Source organism: Pseudomonas sp. EU05-FHT14B02, assembly GCF_058791055.1.
This window is the reverse complement of sequence record NZ_JBYTDD010000006.1, coordinates 143778-163600: the sequence shown is the minus strand read 5'-3', so window position 1 is coordinate 163600 and position 19823 is coordinate 143778. Positions and strand designations below refer to the sequence as shown.

The following is a 19823-nucleotide window of genomic DNA, read 5'->3' as shown; positions in this document are numbered from 1 at the left end:
AAGCGTCGATCAGTCCTGACGGCTGGTCACTTCCAGCAGGTGGAAACCGAACTGGGTCTTGACTGGGCCCTGGACTACGTTGAGTGGTGCGCTGAAGACCACGGTGTCGAATTCCTTGACCATCTGGCCCGGACCGAACGAACCCAGGTCACCGCCCTGGCGGCTCGAAGGGCAGGTTGAGTTTGCCTTGGCAACTTCGGCGAAATCGGCGCCAGCTTCGATTTGGGCCTTGAGTTCGTTGCACTTGGCTTCCGAGGCAACAAGGATGTGACGGGCAGTGGCTTTAGCCATGGGAAAATACTCCTTTCAATACTCGATAAAGTGCTGAGCCTACCGGATTCAGTGAGCTATTTCTCCTCTAAGTTCCGTTCCACGCGGGATCCGCGGCAGTCGCACCTCAAAGGCCGGCGTCCCTCAAGCGTCTGGCGTGCTGGACATACAGTTCAATCGGGTTGACACCTTTACGCAGTTGACCAGCTGGCTGGCCAATGGTGTCCAGATGATCCAGTGAATAGTCGGACCGGATAACCGTTCCCAGATGGGAGCTGAAACGACCGACCAAACCGTCATTCTGCTCGCTTTCCGTGACGAAATAACCGGAAAGGGCTCGGAAGAAGGCGTTAAGCGGATCGAGCGCATAAAGCCCTTCTTCGAGAGCATTCGACGGCAGCACGCCGCTCCACGAGTAGTAATGAACACCGTTGACCCGTTCGCACCCCTTGCCACCCCAGGTGGCTGGCAGTCCTTGTGGGTATTTGTCGTTGAATGCGCCTACGCCTTCGGTGGTCAGCGCGTTGAGGGCGGCAATGGCGTTCCGCGGTAGATACTGATTGTCGCTTAATGCCGCGAGGAAGTCGGCGAACAGGGTCACCACTGTCTCGGCCACATGTTCCGGCAGGCAGCCCGGTGTCAATGCCTTGCGCAGGAAATCGGCCAGTTCCGAACCATGGTTCGGCCCGCTGACGGAGGTGACCGATGCTACTCTGTGTGGCGCAATCGCTGCGGCATAACGTGCGGTCAGTGCGCCCTGGCTATGACCTATGAGGTTGACTTTGTGTGCACCGGTTCCTTCCAGTACCCGCTCGATCTGTGCGAGCAATTGGTCTCCGCGTACCTCGTTGTCATGGATGGCCGACAAGTGGGGAACGAACACCCTGGCTCCGGCGTTCCTCAGCGCCTGCCTGATGTCGTGAAAGAGCTCGAACTTGCCGACTCTTTCGAAGCCGAAAAGGCCGTGGACCAGCAGTATCGGGTAACAAGTGTTTGCATTCCTTTGCATGTTCATACCTTTACGCAGAAGTTCATTGGGACTGCATGGCGCTTCACTCTAAAACACTCGAGGTTGGCGCGATGTATGAAAAGTCCGGCGAAACTTGCGGAAAACGGAATAGAACAAGTGCGAATACCCAAGAGTGGCTGAAGCCTTGGTCGGAATCGCTTGAGGACTTTTCGCGGCAATCAGGTTGCTGCTGATCAAAGACCTACTTTGCATGTATCGACTTTCCGAGCGGGTCAGCGTTTGAGACCGACATCGCGATTGTTTGCCATGGGGCTAAATAGTCGTCCAGAGCCGGCCACCTGTCCGGTGTCTATTCCAGGGAATGGAGCGAATGAATGACTGTTTATGAACCCGATACCTTGAATCTCGCGCAGCAACCATTATCACCTCCCATGCTGGAACAGGCGCAGAACGGTGTTCTGAACCCTTCTGACAAAAAAGCCGTCATCAGGGTCCAGCCGTATCCAGGCATGACCTGCGGCGACAAATTACTGTTGAGTTGGGCGGGACTGGATGCCGATGGCCTCGCCTGCAAGCATCAGGTGGCGCGTTTTGTCAGTGAGGAACGGGTCGGTGAGGACATCATCTTTGCCGTATGTAGTGCACATATCGCGGCGCTTGAGGGCGGTTCACTGGAAATCGGTTACTCACTGACGAGCACTCGATTTGCCGAGCCCGTGCATTCCCATCGTCTGCAGCTGAGTGTCGGTGACGTGCAATGCGACCTGTTGCCCGCGACGGTGAACGATGCGGTGGGTAGAACGCTTGATCCGGATCGGGTGAAGGAAGGGGCGATCGTTATGATCAAACCCTATGCGCGCATGGCGGCGGGCGACTGGGTGTTGCTGACCTGGGTGGGCGTTTCGGTCGACTCAGGTTTCAGTGATGCACTCAAGGTCGAGTCCTTCGCTGTGGGGGACGAACTGTCGTTCTGGGTCAGTCCGGAATGCATTACGCAGAATCTGGGCTCCTCGGTGTCCGTCGAATATTGCGTCAGGCAAGCAGGGCAGGGGGCTCGTTATTCTGAAGTAACGACACTGATGATTGGCAGCCTGGAGCGACGACCACTGCAAGCACCCACCGTGCTGGAAGCCGACGAAGGTTGGGTGGACCTGCATGATGCGCAGGATGGCGTGACCGTCGTCATCGAGAGCGCCAGCGCTGAAAAAGGAGACCGGATTTACCTGGAGTGCGACGGGGAAAAACTCAATCACCATGACGACCGCGAAATAACCAGGGACACCGCTGGCGAGCCGTTGGTGTTCATCGTTCCCTACCCGTTCTGGAGGGAACATCGAGATTCGGCGATCCGTGTTTCCTATTCAGTCGAGCGCCTTGACGGCACCCGACAGCAATCGGGGGTGACGCTGGTTCAAGTGCAGTCCCTGATGGGGTATTGATTGCCATTTGCCCTCCAGTCTTTCCATGAAGACCGGAGGGCGGACGGATGATGTCGATTAACGGGCGCTGTCTTGCGCTTGCAACCGATCCGCCGCTTCAAGCAGCAGTTGTTCTGTTCCTCAAGTAAATCGTTGAACACGGCTTGCAATCGACCATGATTCGAGCCGGAATCCTGAGTCTGGTCAGGTGGCTGTTTACCTGGGCGACCGCGCGGTCAGTGCTCCGTGGTGAGGTCCTATGAGGTTGACTTTGTGTGCACCGGTTTCTTCCACTACCCGCTCGATCTACGTGAGCAATTGATCATCGAGTACTTCGTTGTCATAGGTGGCTGATAGGTGGGGAACGAACACTCTTGCTCCGGCGTTCCTTCGCGTCTACCTGATGTCGTGAAAGACCTCGAACTTGCCGACTCATTCGGTCTTCGCCGGAATGTCTGAACGTAATTCGTCAGAAAGAAAATTGTAAAGCGCCAATTCCTACCGCATCAATATCAATATTCTCCGTGGCGCGAAGTGCTCTCCCGACATCATGAGATTTTTTTATGACGTTTAATAGGCTTCGTTCGATGCCGATTGTTGGGAAACGAACTTTCAATGGATTGATAGGGAGAAGTTACACGTGGCAGATAACGGATTTGTTCGAGGCGAAACTTACTATATTAAACCTACGCACATTGTTGCTGGGCGTCAGCAAACCTTCGGTCCGGGTGGTGGCGGTGGTTACAGCGGAAGTAATGGTGGATGGGGGTTGCAGGAAGGGCCTCGTAGAGGGGAGGGAGGCTCAAGTGGAATTCGGGATATCGCGTTGCCAAACGTTATGGCTGAGTTTATGAATGAACAAGTCTACAATCAGCAGCAGATTGATAATGAATACAATGCACGATTCAATACACTCCTCACCGATACCACGCGTGAACTGGAGGAAAGAAAAAACGCCGCAAAAAGTGCTCAGGTTTTAGCTCCCCCAGAATCTGCTGCCGTAGACCAACAGGTCACCCTAGAGCTTATTGACTTAAAAAAGAAGCAGTACATATCCATCGCACCAAATATCTATGGCCTTTTTGGTCAGAGCCCCTTCTTCATGATGGAGGTGCTGCCGCGTCAGAAGATGCGTGAGTTTCTGAACTCCGGTAGTGCCGACTCCCAAGCACTCATGAGCCTATATGCCATGTTTGACAATGTCTATAAATCGGCATTGGAGCTAAAAGCGCTTTCACTCTCGGTGGACATTCTGGCTGGCAAACTCGCAGATCTAGCTAACAGCAGAAACCAAGCGGAGTCGGTAGTTCCTCTAGATGGTACCGCATGGTTCGCTGTGCAGAGCCAGAGACTCAGCATTATTGGTTTGGAACTGAATATTCACGCTCAGCAACTTCCCGAGTTTCTTCAAACAGAACTCGTTGCTGCAGCAGGTTCCCTGACAGGCATGACCCAAACTCAAGTGTTATTACATTACAAGGCGACGCTAGAGCGTATGGCTTCGACCAAAATGGCAGAGATCAAACCTGTCGTTGCACCGCCTCCATACAAAAGTGGTGGGATAACCATCAATTTTCGAGCGAACAACCCGAAAATCAGCGCACCTCTGAGCAAGCCAGAATTAGAGGCCCTCAACGAGTTGGTTTATCTGCAAACCCACACCCCGATAGGGACAAAGTGGCTCAGCTACCACGACGCATTGTTGAAGGCCGAATCTGCGAGGCACCTGACTTCAACTTCAAATGCGTTGGGTGGCTTGGCAGAACGGTCAAATGAAGCTGAACAGATCCAGAGTGCAATCAAATTTACTACGGATTTTTATAAGGAGGTGAGTGAGAGATTTGGTGTAAGAGCCGAGGCGCTGGCGAAAGAGCTTTCGGAAAATGCAAAAGGGAAGACGATTCGTAATGCTGGTGAGGCAATAAAGGCCTTTGATCAGTATAAGGATGTTTTGAGCAAAAAGTTTGGAGTTCAGGACAGGGAGGCGATTGCTCGGGCTCTTGACGCTCTTGATAAAGAGGTGATGTCTAAAAATCTGACAGCATTCGGTAAAGGGCTGAAGACTATTGGTAATCTCACTGATCTTTTCAGCTTGCTCGCAGAAGCGCAAACATCATCAAAGAGTGGTGATTGGATACCGTTTTTTGTCAAAGTTGAGTCTTTAGTTGTGGGTAAGGGGGCAACCGCTCTGGTGGCGTTCATGTTTGGTCTGACGGCTGCGACACCCATGACTATTCTAGGATTTGCATTGCTAACGGCTGTGATTAGTTCATTGATTGATGACGCGCTCGTGGGCAAGATCAACGACTACGTGATAAATCTCTGATATGTAAAAGGGGGTGGCAGCTTTCACCCCCTTTTTAAGATCATGCATATTAAGTAAGCGCTGCCCAGTGGGATGGCGAAGGCGAGGCAAAAAAATATAAATAGTGCATTTATTCCTGTAGAGTCACCCTTGATAAAAAAATCCTTTCTCCAGAACTCAGGTCCTGTCAGTTTATAGGCGCTGGCGGTTATCCAGTACCTGGAAAACGGGTATAGCAACGTGCTGAGTAGCATGAGTGTGACAAGCTTAATGTCATGGTAGAAAAGTTTGTCACCAATATAAAAGGCAGCACTAGCTGTAATTAGGTACAGCGCGCTCAATAGTAAATGTTTAGTAAAATATTTTTTATCCATCCTTGACCTCGTTACTGTTGATGACAATGTGCCATGCCAGCTTGAATCGAGCTGGCGTCACTTTCTTCTTACTCTGTAGATTTGCCTCCATACATAATCATCCAGGTTTTTCGACAGAACTCTTGTGCTTCAATCGTCCTCCAAAAGTTTCACGAGTGCAGCGTCTAAACGTTACAAATTGTTCGGGGGGTGAGGAGCTCAGCTTGCGTCATATGGAACGCAAGGGAGCTCAACACCAGAGCGATTGTTAAGTGCGAATTTGTTTCCGCAATCTATCCGCTGCATCGCGCAACAACGTTTCCGTCCCAGACCAGCCCAGGCAACCATCCGTAACCGACACGCCATACTTCAGCGTCGAACCTAGCGGCTGGCAGCCTTCGAACAAATGGCTCTCGATCATCATGCCGATCAGCGAACGATCGCCTTGCAGGCGTTGTTCAAGTACATCGTTGAAAACGGCTGGCTGGCGCAACGGGTCTTTGCCGCTGTTGGCATGACTGCAATCGACCATGATTCGAGCCGGAATCCTGAGTCTGGTCAGGTCGCTGTTCACCTGGGCGATGCTGGCGCTGTCGTAGTTCGGGCCGCGATGGCCGCCGCGCAGTACCAGGTGCGTGTCCGCATTACCCGGGGTTTGAATGATCGCCGGATGCCCCTGGCTATCGACACCGAAATGGCGATGGGGATGGGCGGCGGAGCGCATGGCGTCGCTGGCGACGCCGACACCGCCGTCTGTCCCGTTCTTGAACCCTACAGGCATGCCCAGGCCGCTGGCCATTTCCCGATGGATCTGCGACTCCGTGGTCCGGGCGCCAATGGCGACCCAGCTCAACAGATCATCGAAGTAGCCGGCCGCCATCGGTTGCAGCAGTTCAGTGGCAACGGGCAGGCCCAGGCGGAGCATTTCGCGCATCAACTCGCGGGACAGCGTCAGGCCGGCGGCCATGTCATCGCTGCCATCGAGGTGCGGGTCGTAGGCCAGGCCTTTCCAGCCAACCGTGGTACGGGGTTTTTCGACGTAGGCACGCATCACCAGCAGCATTTCGTCGCTGACTTCGGCGGCGAGGCGGGCAAGGTTGCCAGCGTATTCGAGGGCTGATTCGGGATCGTGTATCGAGCAGGGGCCGACGATGACCAGCAGACGGGAATCCTCACCGTTGAGGATCGCGCGAACCGCCTGGCGGTGGGCGGTGACTTGCCGGGTCAGGGCGTTGCCGAGGGGCAATTGCTGTTTGAGTTGCAATGAGCTGGGCAGGCGCAGGGTCAGCGCTTCATTGGCAGGGCTCAAGGTGGACAGTGGCAGTGCAGAGACGGACGAGTTCATATTCAAGGCTTCCTGGGCTGGTGGCGGGTTCGTGCCCGCGCGCTCGGCCCTACTGGGGTGTTCGACAATTGGCCGGATTGGCTGCGTGTGTGTGCTTGCCACCTGTGGGTGACCGATCGGAGGCGGCAGGTTGTCCCGAGCGGAGGGTGGTAAATCGCCAGGCGGTAAAACTGTCGTAACGGTAATAAGTGGCGTAGTTCATGTTCTTAATCCTCTGAATGTCTGGTGTGTCGCTAAAAGTGTTGGGGCTGAAAAAACAAAACCCCCGGTCGGGAGGCCGACCGGGGGTTGAGAATTCTCTGGTGGCGACCCGTTTAAAGTGGGCGCCGTGTGGGTATCAGGCGCGCCAGTGGCTAAACCAATACCCAAAATAAAAGCTGACCGGAGCACAACCGTCGTTCACCCGGGCAGCCGCAACCGAGCGCGGGGCGCTGGCGGTACCAAGCTGTAAGAGGGCGTTGAACATGGTCTGTCTCCGATGGATGGGTCGAGCTTACTAGAGGCCGGTACGCAGATTCAATCAGAAAATGCTATCGGCCAACGACGTCCCTTTCTATCGTTTGAGTGGCCCGAAGGTTGTGACACACTCTGTGCTTCAATAAAAAACAAATCGTCACAAGGGCGCACCTGTCACTCGCCGTGGAGCTGGAATGATGGAATGCGAATGGCGTCCGGCAACACCGGATGACCTGGAATTTGCCCGCGAACTGACCTGTAGAGGCATGCTGCGTTACTACATTGAGCATGACCTGTTGTGGCTGGACGAAGCGTTTGACGTTGCCTGGGCCGGGCGGGAAAACCGCTTGATTGCATGGGGCGAAAAAGTGCTGGGTTATGTCAGCCTGAGCCGTGATAGCAAGGCCTTGTATATCCGTGAACTGCATATCGTCGAAGCGTTTCGTGGGCAGGGCGCTGGATCCTGGGCGATCGATCAGGTACTGGTTCTGGCGCGCCAGGAGCGGCGTCCGGCGTTGCGCCTGACGGTTTTCGAAAACAACCCGGCACAAGCGTTGTACGAGCGCAAGGGATTGAGGGTGGTGGGCAAGGACGAATGTTTCCTGAGGATGCAGCTGGATATCTTCGGCGTGGATCGCTGCAACACGCTTGCGACAAGCCTTTCAAGATGAATTGAAACTTTTAATCTGACGCTTTCCGCTAGGTCTGCCAGATGCTTTTTGCTAAGGTGTCTGACAACCCAATAAGACCAAATCGCGAGGTGTCTGCTTGATTAGGGTGCTAGTAGTCGATGACCATGATCTCGTTCGTACAGGCATTACACGAATGCTGGCTGACATCGATGGCCTGCAAGTAGTCGGCCAGGCCGAGTCGGGTGAGGAATCCCTGATCAAGGCGCGCGAGCTGAAGCCCGATGTGGTGTTGATGGACGTCAAGATGCCGGGTATTGGCGGTCTTGAAGCCACTCGAAAATTATTGCGCAGTCATCCGGATATCAAGGTCGTCGCGGTGACCGTGTGTGAAGAGGACCCGTTTCCTACGCGGCTGTTGCAGGCCGGTGCGGCAGGTTACCTGACCAAGGGGGCAGGTTTGCCGGAAATGGTCCAGGCCATTCGCCTGGTGTTTGCCGGGCAACGCTACATCAGTCCGCAAATTGCCCAGCAATTGGCGATCAAGTCCTTCCAGCCCACCAACGATTCGCCTTTCGATGCCTTGTCGGAGCGGGAAATTCAGATCGCGCTGATGATCGTCGGCTGTCAGAAAGTACAGATCATTTCCGATAAACTTTGCCTGTCCCCGAAAACCGTGAACACCTATCGTTACCGCATCTTCGAAAAGCTTTCGATCAGCAGTGATGTCGAGTTGACGCTGTTGGCGGTTCGTCATGGCATGGTCGACGCCAGCCTCTGAAAATGAACGACACCTTTGATCCGAGCGCCTTTCTGTCGACCGTTAGCGGGCGCCCCGGTGTGTACCGCATGTTCGACAGCGAAGCGCGGTTGCTCTACGTCGGCAAGGCGAAGAACCTCAAGAATCGCCTGTCGAGCTACTTTCGTAAGACCGGGCTTGCCCCCAAGACCGCCGCGCTGGTAGCGCGTATCGCTCAGATCGAGACGACGATCACCGCCAACGAAACCGAAGCTTTGCTGCTTGAACAAACGCTGATCAAGGAATGGCGCCCGCCCTATAACATCCTGCTGCGCGACGACAAATCCTATCCATACGTCTATCTCTCCGACGGGGAGTTTCCGCGCCTGAGCATTCATCGCGGCGCGAAAAAGGCCAAGGGCAAGTATTTCGGGCCTTATCCGAGTGCCGGCGCGATCCGTGAAAGCCTGAGCCTGCTGCAAAAAACGTTTTTCGTTCGGCAATGCGAAGACAGTTATTACAAGAACCGTACCCGTCCTTGCCTCCAATACCAGATCAAACGCTGCAAGGCGCCGTGTGTCGGGCTGGTGGAGCCGCAGGTGTACGCCGAGGATGTTCGCCATTCGGTGATGTTTCTTGAAGGGCGCAGCAATGCACTGACTGACGAGTTGTCTGCCGGGATGGAAGAGGCGGCGATCAATCTCGAATTCGAACGAGCAGCCGAGTTGCGGGACCAGATTGCGTTACTGCGCCGGGTCCAGGATCAACAGAGCATGGAGGGCGGAACCGGGGACGTCGATGTGATTGCCGCCTTCGTCAACCCGGGCGGCGCCTGTGTTCACTTGATCAGCGTACGGGGCGGGCGGGTACTGGGAAGCAAGAACTTCTTCCCTCAAGTTGGTATTGAAGAAGACGTTTCTGAAGTCATGGCCGCATTTCTAGGCCAGTACTTCATCAGCAGTCCTGAACGCGACTTGCCAAGCGAACTGATCGTCAATGTGGTCCACGATGACTTTCCCACGCTGATCGCGGCCATCGACGAGTTACGCGGTCGTGAACTGACCATCAGCCATCGCGTGCGGGGCACGCGGGCGCGCTGGCAGCAATTGGCGGTGACCAATGCCGAGCAGGCACTGAGTGCGCGCCTGGCAAATCGTCAGCATATTACGGCGCGCTTCGATGCACTGGCCGAGGTGCTGAAGCTGGATGAACCTCCACAGCGCCTTGAGTGCTACGACATCAGTCACTCCAGCGGCGAGGCGACGGTGGCGTCCTGCGTGGTGTTCGGTCCCGAAGGTCCGATCAAGGCCGATTACCGCCGGTACAACATTGAGGGCGTTACGGCCGGCGATGATTACGCGGCGATGCATCAGGCGCTGACCCGACGCTTCAGCAAACTGAAGGACGGGGAGGGCAAGCTGCCGGATATCCTGCTGGTGGACGGCGGTAAAGGTCAGCTATCCATGGCTCGCGACGTGCTCGATGAACTGGCCGTGCCTGACCTGATTCTGCTTGGCGTGGCAAAAGGTGCAACGCGCAAGGCCGGTTTCGAAACCCTGTACCTGAACGACGCTGCACATGAGTTCACCTTGCGCGGGGACTCGCCCGCGCTGCACCTGATCCAGCAGATTCGCGACGAAGCCCACCGGTTTGCCATTACCGGGCATCGCGCCCGACGTGGAAAAACCCGTCGGACGTCTACACTGGAAGGCGTCGCTGGCGTCGGACCCACACGTCGGCGTGATTTGTTGAAACATTTTGGTGGATTGCAGGAGCTGTCTCGTGCAAGCATCGAAGAAATTGCCAAAGCCCCCGGCATCAGTAAAAAGCTCGCAGAGTTGATTTATGCAAATCTGCACAGCGAGTAGAATGCCCCCTCACCTCGCAGCCAGTTGTGCCGATGAATATCCCTAATCTGATTACCGTTCTACGCGTTCTGCTCATACCGATCTTCATTTTGCTGTTCTATCTGCCTTACCAGTGGAGCTACATGGCCTCCGCTTCGGTCTTCGCATTCGCTGCCGCGACCGACTGGCTGGACGGGTACCTGGCCCGCCGGCTGGAACAAAGCACACCGTTCGGGGCTTTCCTGGATCCGGTTGCCGACAAGCTGATGGTTGCGGTTGCATTGGTCCTGTTGGTGCAGGAACACGGAAACCTGTGGCTCACGCTGCCGGCTGCCGTGATCATCGGTCGCGAGATTGTCGTCTCGGCACTTCGCGAGTGGATGGCCGAACTGGGCGCTCGTGCCCACGTCGCCGTATCGAACCTGGGCAAATGGAAAACCGCCGCGCAAATGCTGGCGCTGGTGATCCTGCTGGCCAACTCCAAGGATTTCAGTTTCTGGGTCTTGCTGGGCTACACCTTGCTGATGGTGTCGGCTGGCCTGACTTTGTGGTCGATGGTCCAGTACTTGCGGGCTGCCTGGCCACATCTGAAGACCGACGTTGAAAAGAAATAAAACTTTTTTGAATCAAAGGGTTGACGGGGCTTCTGGATTCTATAGAATGCGCCACACCAAGACGCGGGAATAGCTCAGTTGGTAGAGCACGACCTTGCCAAGGTCGGGGTCGCGAGTTCGAGTCTCGTTTCCCGCTCCAAGTTTGTACGCATTTGATGTCGCGCTACTGACAGCAAATGTTTTGAGGCCGAGTAGCAAAATGGTTATGCAGCGGATTGCAAATCCGCCTACGCCGGTTCGATTCCGACCTCGGCCTCCACTAATAAACTAGCTCCGTAGATCTATGATTTACGGAGCTTTTTTATTTGCAGTAGCCTGCAAGATTTAGTCTTGAAAAGGATATTTGCGAACTTGCTTCACTGGGGCGGGATGTATATATTTCCTCCTCTGCTGCACAAGCAGTCAGTACTGCCAGATCGTTATTTGGCAAAAGCTGGACGCTTACCGCGCTACCGCCCGAATGGCGAAACTGGTAGACGCATGGGACTTAAAATCCCCCGCTCGTAAGGGCGTGCCGGTTCGATTCCGGCTTCGGGCACCACTAATCATTTTCAGGTGACATCAAAATCACCCGAGAGCCAACAAAAAAGCCCGCCTAGAGCGGGCTTTTTTGTTGTCTATGGTTGCCGAGTTAGGTCCAGATCAGTCCCCCCCCCCGGCACAGCATCGCCTCTAGCGACGCTGCCATAAAGATAAATCCCGTCCAGCAGAGGCTCCGATCGAGCGAGAGTCATGCAAACGTCCACCAGTATGAAACTGTGGCTGCACCTCGACGTTGGGCACGGTGAGGATAAAACTGTCTGCATCAATGCCACGAGAATGGAGTCGTTCTATGAGGCCGTCTGTGAGTTGTGTTCAGGAAGCTACTTTAACAGAGCCAACAGTTACAGCTTCTGGCTGAAAGCGGCATGCCAGAAAGTGCCATTTCCACCCCAAAAAGCCGTCGCCGAGCATCGGCTTGCCTAACCATCGCTCGCGGTACTCTTTCATTGGCGCTGTTTGGGCCTCAAGGATATGGCGCACGAACGGGTCTGCTCGCAAGGCCCGTTCTTATCACCCAAGCCTGCGACCCCATCGCTGCAGCTTCGTTTGGGAGCTTCGGAGCATCGGTACTACTTGGCGTCATGTGTGGGTTTCTGTTGCTGTGCTTCATCGCCACTTGGCGTCCAGCCGATTACGTAAAAAAGGTAAATCATGACGATGGTCCGGTAGACGCAGCGGCGATTTGAAAAACGTCGATACCCGGTATTAAGCGAGCACTGGGTGCGATGTACCGTGAATGAAGTGCATCAAGCTGGGGATGATGTGAGAAGCATCCGGCCCGACGCCTCTGAGGGTGGCCGAAGCAAAGTTGCGCTGTTTCGGCAATCCCACAAAATACAAACCCGGTACGTGCTCCGCCTGCCCATTGCGCTGAGCCAGGCTTCCATTGGCTCCCATTTGCAGACCTGCCAAAAAACCAAGGTTCGGACGAAATCCGGTCGCGAAAACCAAACTGTCCACTTCTGTGTGCTGCCCATCGGCCCAGATTACGCCCGTTGACGTTACCTCCGTGAACATCCGCTTACGCTCAAAAAGCCCCTGCTTCATGGCTCGACGATAGGTGCCATCATCCAGTACGGGGGTACTTTGATCATTCAGCCAACGAGTCTTCTCTATTCCTGTCCACTTGAGCCAAGCATGAAAATCCACACCGAGGATCTTTTGCGGAAAAAATCGAATCGATACCCTTGTCGCCAATACGACGCTGCTGACTTGAGCCAACTCATGAGCAATTTGTACAGCTGAGTTGGCCGCACCTATGACCACTACTCGTTGATCACTGAAGCCGTCGACATTTCGGTAATCAGCACTGTGTAAACGTTGCCCGTGAAAACTCTCCAGCCCCTGAATGTCAGGGATGAACGGCTGATTGAATCCGCCAGTGCAGACGATCAATGCTTTTGAGCAGAAACGCTGACCATCAGATGCCTGAAGCATGAATAGTCCATCCTCCCTACGCACTTTCTGGACTCGAATGTTCTGCCGAATGGGTAGCTGGAAAGCGTCCGCGTACTGCTCCAAATAATTTATGACTTCATCGCGTAGCGGATAATGCTTGGCTTCAGCTGGAAAGGGCATCCCAGGTAACGATGAGTAAGCAGCAGGGGAAAAAAGTCTCAGGCTGTCGTAGTAATTGCGCCAGTTTCCACCTGGCTGGCTCTCGGCATCCAGAATGAGAAACCTGAGGTTCTGCTGCCGCATATGCCAGCCGCACGCGAGCCCAGCTTGGCCCGCACCAATAACGATGGCATCCATGGGCTCATTAGTTATATTCATGTATGCGCACTCATGCATATATATGGGTAATAAAAAAACTACTCTGGCACACCAGGGCAGCAAAACGGGGCCAGACTCTTCATGTGTTGGAGAATGGCTTCGAGCCGTGTCACCATCGCCGCCCCATCCACCTCGTAGAACATCTGCCGGCTGACCTTGGTAGCACGGACGATGCCCGCCTCTGATAGCACTTGCAGATGACGAGACACCACAGAACGCTCTTGAGGCACTCCTTCGGCAATCTCGGCGATATCCGCACGCCCCAGTTGCATGACTCGCTTGAGCACAGCTACCCGCGACGGCTCGCAAAGAGCTTTGAAGAAGGCTCCATCGAGAGAGTCGATTGCGGCATCAATTGCCCGGGAACGTGTAGAGGTTCGGTTCGTCATGCGGATGACTATATGTGCATGTCTATGCACGCGTCAATTCGCCGAACAGACGTCAACAACAGATACCAATAGCACCTGATCAATGCCTGCACGCTCCGAAATAGCGAGTCCGACCGTCAGCTATGAATCGCCTGCTGCCCTTCGTGACGGGCAGCAACAGCCAAAACCCGTACCTCGATGGTGAAAACAGCCATTAACGGGGTGGCCAGACTGATCGATTAACGTTTGGGCCGTTAGATACGGGGTCAATTTGGTCACGGCTCAGGTAGACGGGTGTTAGATCCGGAGATTCTGGTAATCCTCTGGAACCCTTGCAAAACAAGGGCTGTAAGGGCTCTCAGAAAACAACCATAGGTGAGGATTTAAAAACACCTATCTGCGGTAGTTGTTGCCCATCTCAACCTCTATCACATTCAGCAGTCCGTCGTAGTGGAAATGGAAGATACCGTGAGGTAGAGCTGAGACGTTGAGTGGGAGTATCTGCTTGAGCTCTAGCATGACCTCGATTGCTCGCTGCCAGATGCTGGCGCCAGTTTCGCCTTCCTGTAGAACGATAGTGCGGATCATCTCTGGTGCGGAGATGCTGCTGAAGCTGTGGATTCAATGACCCATATAGCCGTGCAAGAAGCCTTGAACGGCAAGAACGATGGGTGGTTGGAAAAAGTGACGGACGAGCAATATCAGATTGGGCCTGAAGACTCTGCTGTGTGTAAGCATAACCAGTGACTGTTCGAGCTGTGAATGTAGCTCTCTTGTTAGCCAACTGTTGATGATCCGTGGAGTGACCGCTTCTGGCCGATTCTGTTGAAAAAGTCGGATTTTCAGATCGCCTGAACTCAGGCACGACCAACACCGGAGAACCGACTCACCATATTGAGTGGTTTCTCGGCCCTTCGTTGACCGTTGCTGCTCAGTTAGTGGGTTAATTTGAAGATTTTTTTGCTGAATGCAGGCGCACCTATCCCGTGAGCGGTGACCCTTGAGAGGTAAATTTGGCCAGCCGTCGCAGGTTCCGTACGCGGTCTCGCCAATGAGGCGTTCCGGCTTGATGTCGAACTGCGCCTCGCCCCGGTCGATCATGATCTTGGTGCTCTCGACTTCGGCCGTGCGATGAGCCAGAGTGGGTTCCACATTCACGATGTCACCGCGCTCGGTATCGATCAGATAATTCGTGGAGTAAGCGTAGAAGGTGCGAAGATTTTGCCGCAGGCCAGACAGGGGAGCTACTTTTCCAACAGAGTCGGTCAGAAGCGGCCAACCGAACCTGCTTTGCCACGCCGTCGACCAGATTATTTTTCCTGTCCAAACCAGACTGTTGCGGCCAAATCCAACCGCACTGTATCTGCTTTTGCCTATTTACTACTGGTTAGCATTACTCCTCACTCACGGACTGATGCGCTATGCCGGATACCACCAACCTTTACCTGTTCATTGTTGCCGCCTTGCTGTTGTTGATCGTTCCTGGCCCTAACATGGCTATCGTCAGCAGCCATGCAGTTGCTCATGGATGGCGTGCCGGCCTCGCTGCAGCACTGGGAATAACCCTGGCCGATGTGCTAATGACCGTCATGGTTAGCGCAGGCCTCGGTGTGTTGGTGATGAGTTGGGCGCCGGCGTTTGACTTGCTGCGCTGGGCCGGGGCTTGTTATCTGATGTTGCTGGCGTGGCAGGCATTGAAGACTTCTACTTCGGATACTGAATCTCAAGCCACACAGACCTCGCTGAAGAAGATCTTTGCCCGAGCCACGCTCAACAGTTTGTTAAACCCCAAGGCACTGTTGTTCTTCATGGTATTCCTACCGCAGTTCGTCACTGTAGGCACCAGCAGTGTCACCTCGCAATTAATGTTCTTAGGTTTGTTGCTTGCGCTGATTGCATTGATCTTTCATTCCCTGCTCGGATTTTGCGCCGGACAGCTGCATGTGCGCCTTCGCGAAGGCCTGATCTCTAAACGCCTTGGTGCCTATAGCTTCGCTGCGGTGATGACAGCTCTGGCGGCACGGTTGCTTCTACTTGATCGACCCTTTTAAAGGAGCGAGACATATCGACTCGGCACAATTTTTCCTTGCTGATACACGCTATCGAACACCGTAATCGTGACCGAGACGAGATGTCTGTACATGGGACTTACTTCAGGTTGCCGCTGAGAAACTGCTTCAGGCGCTCGCTTTTGGGGTTGCCTAATACGTCCTCGGGCGCACCCTGTTCTTCGACCCGTCCCTGGTGCAGGAACAGCACCTGGTTTGACACTTTGCGCGCAAAGCTCATTTCGTGGGTCACCATGATCATGGTGCGGCCTTCTTCGGCCAGGCCCTGGATCACCTTGAGCACTTCGCCCACCAGTTCCGGGTCCAGAGCCGAAGTCGGCTCGTCGAACAGCATGATCTCCGGTTCCATGCTCAGGGCACGGGCAATGGCGACACGTTGTTGCTGACCGCCCGAGAGAAACGCCGGATATTGATCGGCAACCCGTGCCGGCAAACCGACCTTGTCCAGGTAACGCCGGGCGCGATCCTCTGCGTCCTTCTTGCTGACGCCCAGCACCCGGCGCGGGGCCATGGTGATGTTGTCGAGCACGGTCATGTGGCTCCACAGGTTGAAGTGCTGGAACACCATCGCCAGGCGGGTGCGGATGCGTTGCAGTTCATTGGCGTCGGCCACGCGCATGCCGTGGTGGTCATGGACCATTTTAATCGGCTGGTTGTCCAGGCTCATGGCGCCGTCGTTGGGCGTTTCGAGGAAGTTGATGCAACGCAGAAAGGTGCTCTTGCCCGAACCACTGGCGCCAATCAGGCTGATCACATCGCCGGTCCTGGCGTTTAGCGAAACGCCCTTGAGGACTTCATGGTTGCCGTAACTTTTGTGCAGGTTTTCAACGGTCAGTTTGTACATGAACAAGCATCCTGAATTAGTGAGCCGGGCCGAGGAAGGACAACCAACGGCGTTCAGCCAGGCGGAACAGGCCGACCAGGGAGAAAGTGACTGCCAGGTAGATCAACGCGGCGATGCCGAACGACTGGAAGGTCATGAAGGTCGCCGAGTTGGCGTCCCGCGCGACTTTCAGAATGTCCGGGATGGTTGCGGTGAAGGCCACGGTGGTCGAGTGCAGCATCAGAATCACTTCGTTGCTGTAGTAAGGCAGCGAGCGACGCAGGGCGGACGGCATGATCACGTAGGCATACAACTTCCAGCCAGTGAGGCCATAGGCCTTGGCCGCTTCGACTTCACCATGGGCCATGCTGCGAATCGCTCCGGCGAAGATCTCCGTGGTGTAGGCGCAGGTGTTCAGGGCGAAGGCCAGGATGGTGCAGTTCATCGCATCACGAAAGAACGCATCGAGCACTGGCTGGGCACGCACCGCAGCCAGGCTGTAAATGCCGGTGTAGCAGATCAGCAGCTGAATATAGAGCGGTGTACCCCGAAACAGATAGGTGTAGAACTGCACCGGCCAGCGCACCAAGACATTGGTCGAGACCCGGGCAATCGACAGCGGGATCGACATCACGAAGCCGAAGAAGATCGAGGCACTGAGCAGCCAGAGGGTCATGGCCAGGCCGGTGAGGTGATTGCCGTCCTGGTACAGGAAAGGTTTCCAGTATTCCTGCAGTAGCTCGATCATCGCACGGCCTCCCGGGTGCCTGCGGCGTAGAAGATTTCCATCCGGCGCAAGACGTAGTTCGAAACGGTGGTGATCACCAGGTAGATCAAGGCGGCCAGAATCAGGAAGAAGAACAGCTGATAGGAGCTCTTGCCCGCGTCCTGGGCCACCTTGACCAGATCGGCCAGGCCAATGATCGACACCAGCGCGGTGGCCTTGAGGATCACCATCCAGTTATTGCCGATGCCCGGCAGGGCAAAACGCATCATTTGCGGGAACACCACCAGGCGAAAGCGCTGGGCGCGGGTCAGGCCGTAGGCGGTAGCCGCTTCCATCTGCCCTCGCGGTACGGCAAGGATGGCGCCACGGAAGGTTTCGGTGAAATAAGCCCCGTAGATGAAACCCAGGGTAATGACCCCGGCGCTAAACGGGTTGATTTCGATATAGTCCCAGCCTAGTGCTTCGGTCAGGCTGGTCAGCCAGGTTTGCAGGCTGTAGAAAATCAGCAGCATCAGCACCAGGTCCGGCACCCCGCGGATCAGCGTGGTGTAGGCCTGCGCAGGGACGCGCAGCAGTGCCGATTTCGAAAGCTTGGCGCTGGCGCCGATCAGGCCCAGGCCAACGCTCACCAGCAAGCACAGAAAGGATAATTTGACAGTCATCCAGGAACCTTGCAGCAACAGAGGGCCAAAGCCCTTGAGGCTGAAGCCTGACAACCCCAGGATCATCAACAGGTTTTCGAACATTGGGCAGCCCTACGTCAATCCAGAAAGCGCCCATCCGGAAATGGGCGCAGGGTTATTATTGGCCGCTGTAGAGATTCAGATCGCCAAAGTGCTTCTGCTGGACGGCCGCATAGGTGCCATTGTCGTGCAGTGCCTTGATGCCTTTGTTCAGCAAGGCCTGGAGCTCGGCGTTGCCTTTGGCGAGACCCACCGCGGTTTTGGCTGGCAGCAGGGGGCTTTCGACCGGTCCGCTGATTTGGAAGTCGGCGCCTGGTGGCGACTTCAGGAAGCCCAGTTCGGCTTGCAGCATGTCCTGGATCGACGCATCGAGGCGTCCGGAGATCAGGTCGGCGTACACCTGGTCCTGGTTGGCGTAGGCCTGGGTTTCTACCCCGGCCTTGTCCAGTACGGCCTTGGCGTAGGCTTCCTGGATAGTGCCTTGCTCGTAGCCGACTTTCTTGCCCTTGAGGGAAGCCGGATCGGTGCCGACGGCCGAGCCTTTCTTGAATACCAGGGCGGTCGGGCCAGAGAACAGTTCGCCCGAGAAATCAATGACTTTCTCACGCGCCGGCGTAACGGTCATGGAAGAGATCACGCCATCGAACTTGTTGGCCTTGAGGCCGGGAATCATGCCGTCGAAGTCGCTTTCAACCCACTTGCACTTGACCTTCAGCTCAGCGCAGATCGCGTTGCCCAGGTCGATATCGAAGCCCACCAGGCTGCCATCGGCGGCCTTGGATTCGAACGGTGCATAAGAGGGGTCAACACCGAAGCGCAACTCCTTGTACTCCTTGGCCAGCGCGGAACCGGCAGCTACACACAAAGCTATCGCAGAAAGGGTCAGAAATTTTCTTTTCATTGTTTTTATTCCTAAGGACCAACATGAGCGCTTGTGACACATGAGCACTGCTATGGAACTCGTATGACACTATGGAAGAAGTAACACTCGACAGGTCGCGCTCCTGGTGAACAAGAAGGCAGAGCCCGCAGGGGAAAGTAGTCTAGAAGCAAGCGAGTGCGACGATAAGACGAAAAGTGCGTTGATTTAACGAATTGTTGGTCATTATGACGAGCAATACTGACCATGTGATGATTTGGCGTGCTGCCGCTGACCGAAAACTACCCCAGGTGTTCAACTGTTCCTGTTCAACTTTTGAGCAGCGGCCCACCGGGTGATTAGCATGAGGTAGCTTCCATTTTCGCAGACGCGAAAATCGCATCCTTGTACTGCCCAAGCCCTGAAACTACGCAGCGCCGTGCGGCTGATAACTCCGCTGACTCGCCCACCCATTTGCATTCCACCTGACTTCGAAAGCCATACACCTTTGAAGGCCATCCAGTAAAACAACGTAGCCTCCCGAACGATGCATCGGTACAACTGGATTCGGCCCCATCAATTCAATGATGGGCTCGTGCCAGCTCAGGCCGAGAAAAAACTTAACGTCGTGTCCGGGATTAGTTGACCACTACAAAGCTACAAAGCATCGATTGATTGTGGAGAACATGCGAAAAGGGTTAGGGTGGCTCAAGCGCCGTACTCCGTGACCGGATGCGACAGGGAATAGTGGCAATTTGGTTGTGGGTGAGCGATTAATCTTTCAGGCCGGCATGGGGTCGGTTTAAGGAGATGCAGTGGTTAGTGATCGCGAAATTGCACTGGAACAAGCGCTTGTAGCAATTATTGGAGCGGCCGTCGCCAGCGGGCTTGATGTAAAAAGCCTGATGGACAACGCGACAGCCGGCTTACTTGGAAATGCTTCATACCGCTGGGCTGAACATCCGCATGTGCTAAACGCCATTAAAGTGATGAATGATGCATATGATCAAGTCAAGTAATGGAGAGTGC

18 protein-coding genes, 3 tRNA genes and 3 pseudogenes are annotated in these 19823 nt (G+C 54.9%); 11 read left to right on the top strand and 13 right to left on the bottom strand.

Annotated features, from left to right (window positions below; genetic code table 11):
* Positions 1-9: 9 nt before the first annotated feature.
* A complete protein-coding gene (locus AC3WTM_RS08505; protein ID WP_008051985.1) occupies positions 10-291 on the bottom strand; it encodes a peptidylprolyl isomerase in 282 nt (93 codons plus the stop codon).
* Between the two features lie 106 nt (positions 292-397).
* Entirely contained in the window at positions 398-1279 is an 882-nt protein-coding gene (locus AC3WTM_RS08500) for an esterase/lipase family protein (protein ID WP_102671514.1), read from the bottom strand.
* A 335-nt stretch (positions 1280-1614) separates the two neighbouring features.
* Here AC3WTM_RS08500 and AC3WTM_RS08495 point away from each other — a divergent pair, with 335 nt between their 5' ends.
* Complete coding sequence (locus AC3WTM_RS08495; protein ID WP_102671500.1) at positions 1615-2679, top strand: hypothetical protein; 1065 nt, start codon at positions 1615-1617, stop codon at positions 2677-2679.
* A 207-nt stretch (positions 2680-2886) separates the two neighbouring features.
* Here AC3WTM_RS08495 and AC3WTM_RS08490 read toward each other — a convergent pair.
* A pseudogene (locus AC3WTM_RS08490) lies at positions 2887-3090 on the bottom strand (lipase family protein); the annotation flags it as partial.
* Positions 3091-3298: 208 nt separating this feature from the next.
* On the opposite strand from AC3WTM_RS08490, the gene AC3WTM_RS08485 reads away from it, so the two are divergent.
* Complete coding sequence (locus AC3WTM_RS08485) at positions 3299-4984, top strand: colicin-like pore-forming protein (protein WP_146023717.1); 1686 nt, start codon at positions 3299-3301, stop codon at positions 4982-4984.
* Positions 4985-5007: 23 nt separating this feature from the next.
* On the opposite strand, the gene AC3WTM_RS08480 is transcribed toward AC3WTM_RS08485, so the two are convergent.
* A complete protein-coding gene (locus AC3WTM_RS08480) occupies positions 5008-5337 on the bottom strand; it encodes a colicin E1 family microcin immunity protein (protein ID WP_102671503.1) in 330 nt (109 codons plus the stop codon).
* 247 nt (positions 5338-5584) lie between these two features.
* The gene (locus tag AC3WTM_RS08475; protein ID WP_102671504.1) at positions 5585-6661 is read right to left on the bottom strand and encodes a 3-deoxy-7-phosphoheptulonate synthase; all 1077 of its coding nucleotides are present in this window, start codon (positions 6659-6661) and stop codon (positions 5585-5587) included.
* A gap of 653 nt (positions 6662-7314) precedes the next feature.
* On the opposite strand from AC3WTM_RS08475, the gene AC3WTM_RS08470 reads away from it, so the two are divergent.
* From AC3WTM_RS08470 to AC3WTM_RS08440, 7 genes are all read left to right on the top strand, one after another.
* Positions 7315-7788 carry a GNAT family N-acetyltransferase gene (locus AC3WTM_RS08470; protein WP_102671515.1) on the top strand — a complete coding sequence of 158 codons (474 nt, stop codon included), beginning with the start codon at positions 7315-7317 and terminating at the stop codon, positions 7786-7788.
* 97 nt (positions 7789-7885) lie between these two features.
* Entirely contained in the window at positions 7886-8527 is a 642-nt protein-coding gene (gene gacA, locus AC3WTM_RS08465) for a response regulator transcription factor GacA (protein ID WP_032829778.1), read from the top strand.
* Between the two features lie 2 nt (positions 8528-8529).
* Positions 8530-10353: an excinuclease ABC subunit UvrC gene (gene uvrC, locus AC3WTM_RS08460; RefSeq protein WP_102671505.1), complete on the top strand. Its 1824-nt coding sequence runs from the start codon at positions 8530-8532 to the stop codon at positions 10351-10353.
* 32 nt (positions 10354-10385) lie between these two features.
* On the top strand, positions 10386-10946 hold the full coding sequence (gene pgsA, locus AC3WTM_RS08455) for a CDP-diacylglycerol--glycerol-3-phosphate 3-phosphatidyltransferase (RefSeq protein ID WP_057714620.1): 561 nt from the start codon (positions 10386-10388) through the stop codon (positions 10944-10946).
* A 63-nt stretch (positions 10947-11009) separates the two neighbouring features.
* A tRNA-Gly gene (locus AC3WTM_RS08450) sits at positions 11010-11085 on the top strand.
* A gap of 46 nt (positions 11086-11131) precedes the next feature.
* A tRNA-Cys gene (locus AC3WTM_RS08445) sits at positions 11132-11205 on the top strand.
* Between the two features lie 195 nt (positions 11206-11400).
* Positions 11401-11487: transfer RNA gene (locus AC3WTM_RS08440), tRNA-Leu, on the top strand.
* Positions 11488-11575: 88 nt separating this feature from the next.
* On the opposite strand, the pseudogene AC3WTM_RS08435 reads toward AC3WTM_RS08440, so the two are convergent.
* The 4 genes and pseudogenes from AC3WTM_RS08435 to AC3WTM_RS08420 form a co-directional block, all read right to left on the bottom strand.
* Positions 11576-11780, bottom strand: a pseudogene (locus tag AC3WTM_RS08435) (nucleotidyltransferase domain-containing protein); the annotation flags it as partial.
* 414 nt (positions 11781-12194) lie between these two features.
* On the bottom strand, positions 12195-13265 hold the full coding sequence (locus AC3WTM_RS08430) for a flavin-containing monooxygenase (RefSeq protein WP_102671506.1): 1071 nt from the start codon (positions 13263-13265) through the stop codon (positions 12195-12197).
* Between the two features lie 38 nt (positions 13266-13303).
* Positions 13304-13654, bottom strand: coding sequence for an ArsR/SmtB family transcription factor (locus tag AC3WTM_RS08425; RefSeq protein ID WP_102671507.1), 351 nt, complete (start codon positions 13652-13654; stop codon positions 13304-13306).
* A gap of 1008 nt (positions 13655-14662) precedes the next feature.
* Positions 14663-14842 (bottom strand): annotated as a pseudogene (locus tag AC3WTM_RS08420) (IS5/IS1182 family transposase); the annotation flags it as partial.
* A gap of 212 nt (positions 14843-15054) precedes the next feature.
* On the opposite strand from AC3WTM_RS08420, the gene AC3WTM_RS08415 reads away from it, so the two are divergent.
* Entirely contained in the window at positions 15055-15684 is a 630-nt protein-coding gene (locus AC3WTM_RS08415; protein WP_102671509.1) for a LysE family translocator, read from the top strand.
* A 97-nt stretch (positions 15685-15781) separates the two neighbouring features.
* On the opposite strand, the gene AC3WTM_RS08410 is transcribed toward AC3WTM_RS08415, so the two are convergent.
* The 4 genes from AC3WTM_RS08410 to AC3WTM_RS08395 are packed head-to-tail and all read right to left on the bottom strand — an operon-like array spanning position 15782 to position 18836.
* A complete protein-coding gene (locus AC3WTM_RS08410; protein WP_102671510.1) occupies positions 15782-16546 on the bottom strand; it encodes an ABC transporter ATP-binding protein in 765 nt (254 codons plus the stop codon).
* Between the two features lie 16 nt (positions 16547-16562).
* A complete protein-coding gene (locus AC3WTM_RS08405; RefSeq protein ID WP_102671511.1) occupies positions 16563-17273 on the bottom strand; it encodes an ABC transporter permease in 711 nt (236 codons plus the stop codon).
* Complete coding sequence (locus AC3WTM_RS08400) at positions 17270-17998, bottom strand: ABC transporter permease (RefSeq protein ID WP_057712432.1); 729 nt, start codon at positions 17996-17998, stop codon at positions 17270-17272. Before AC3WTM_RS08400 ends, AC3WTM_RS08405 begins: the two co-directional genes overlap by 4 nt.
* Before the next feature lie 55 nt (positions 17999-18053).
* The gene (locus tag AC3WTM_RS08395) at positions 18054-18836 is read right to left on the bottom strand and encodes a transporter substrate-binding domain-containing protein (protein WP_102671512.1); all 783 of its coding nucleotides are present in this window, start codon (positions 18834-18836) and stop codon (positions 18054-18056) included.
* A 773-nt stretch (positions 18837-19609) separates the two neighbouring features.
* On the opposite strand from AC3WTM_RS08395, the gene AC3WTM_RS08390 reads away from it, so the two are divergent.
* Positions 19610-19813 carry a hypothetical protein gene (locus AC3WTM_RS08390; protein WP_102671513.1) on the top strand — a complete coding sequence of 68 codons (204 nt, stop codon included), beginning with the start codon at positions 19610-19612 and terminating at the stop codon, positions 19811-19813.
* Positions 19814-19823: the final 10 nt, after the last annotated feature.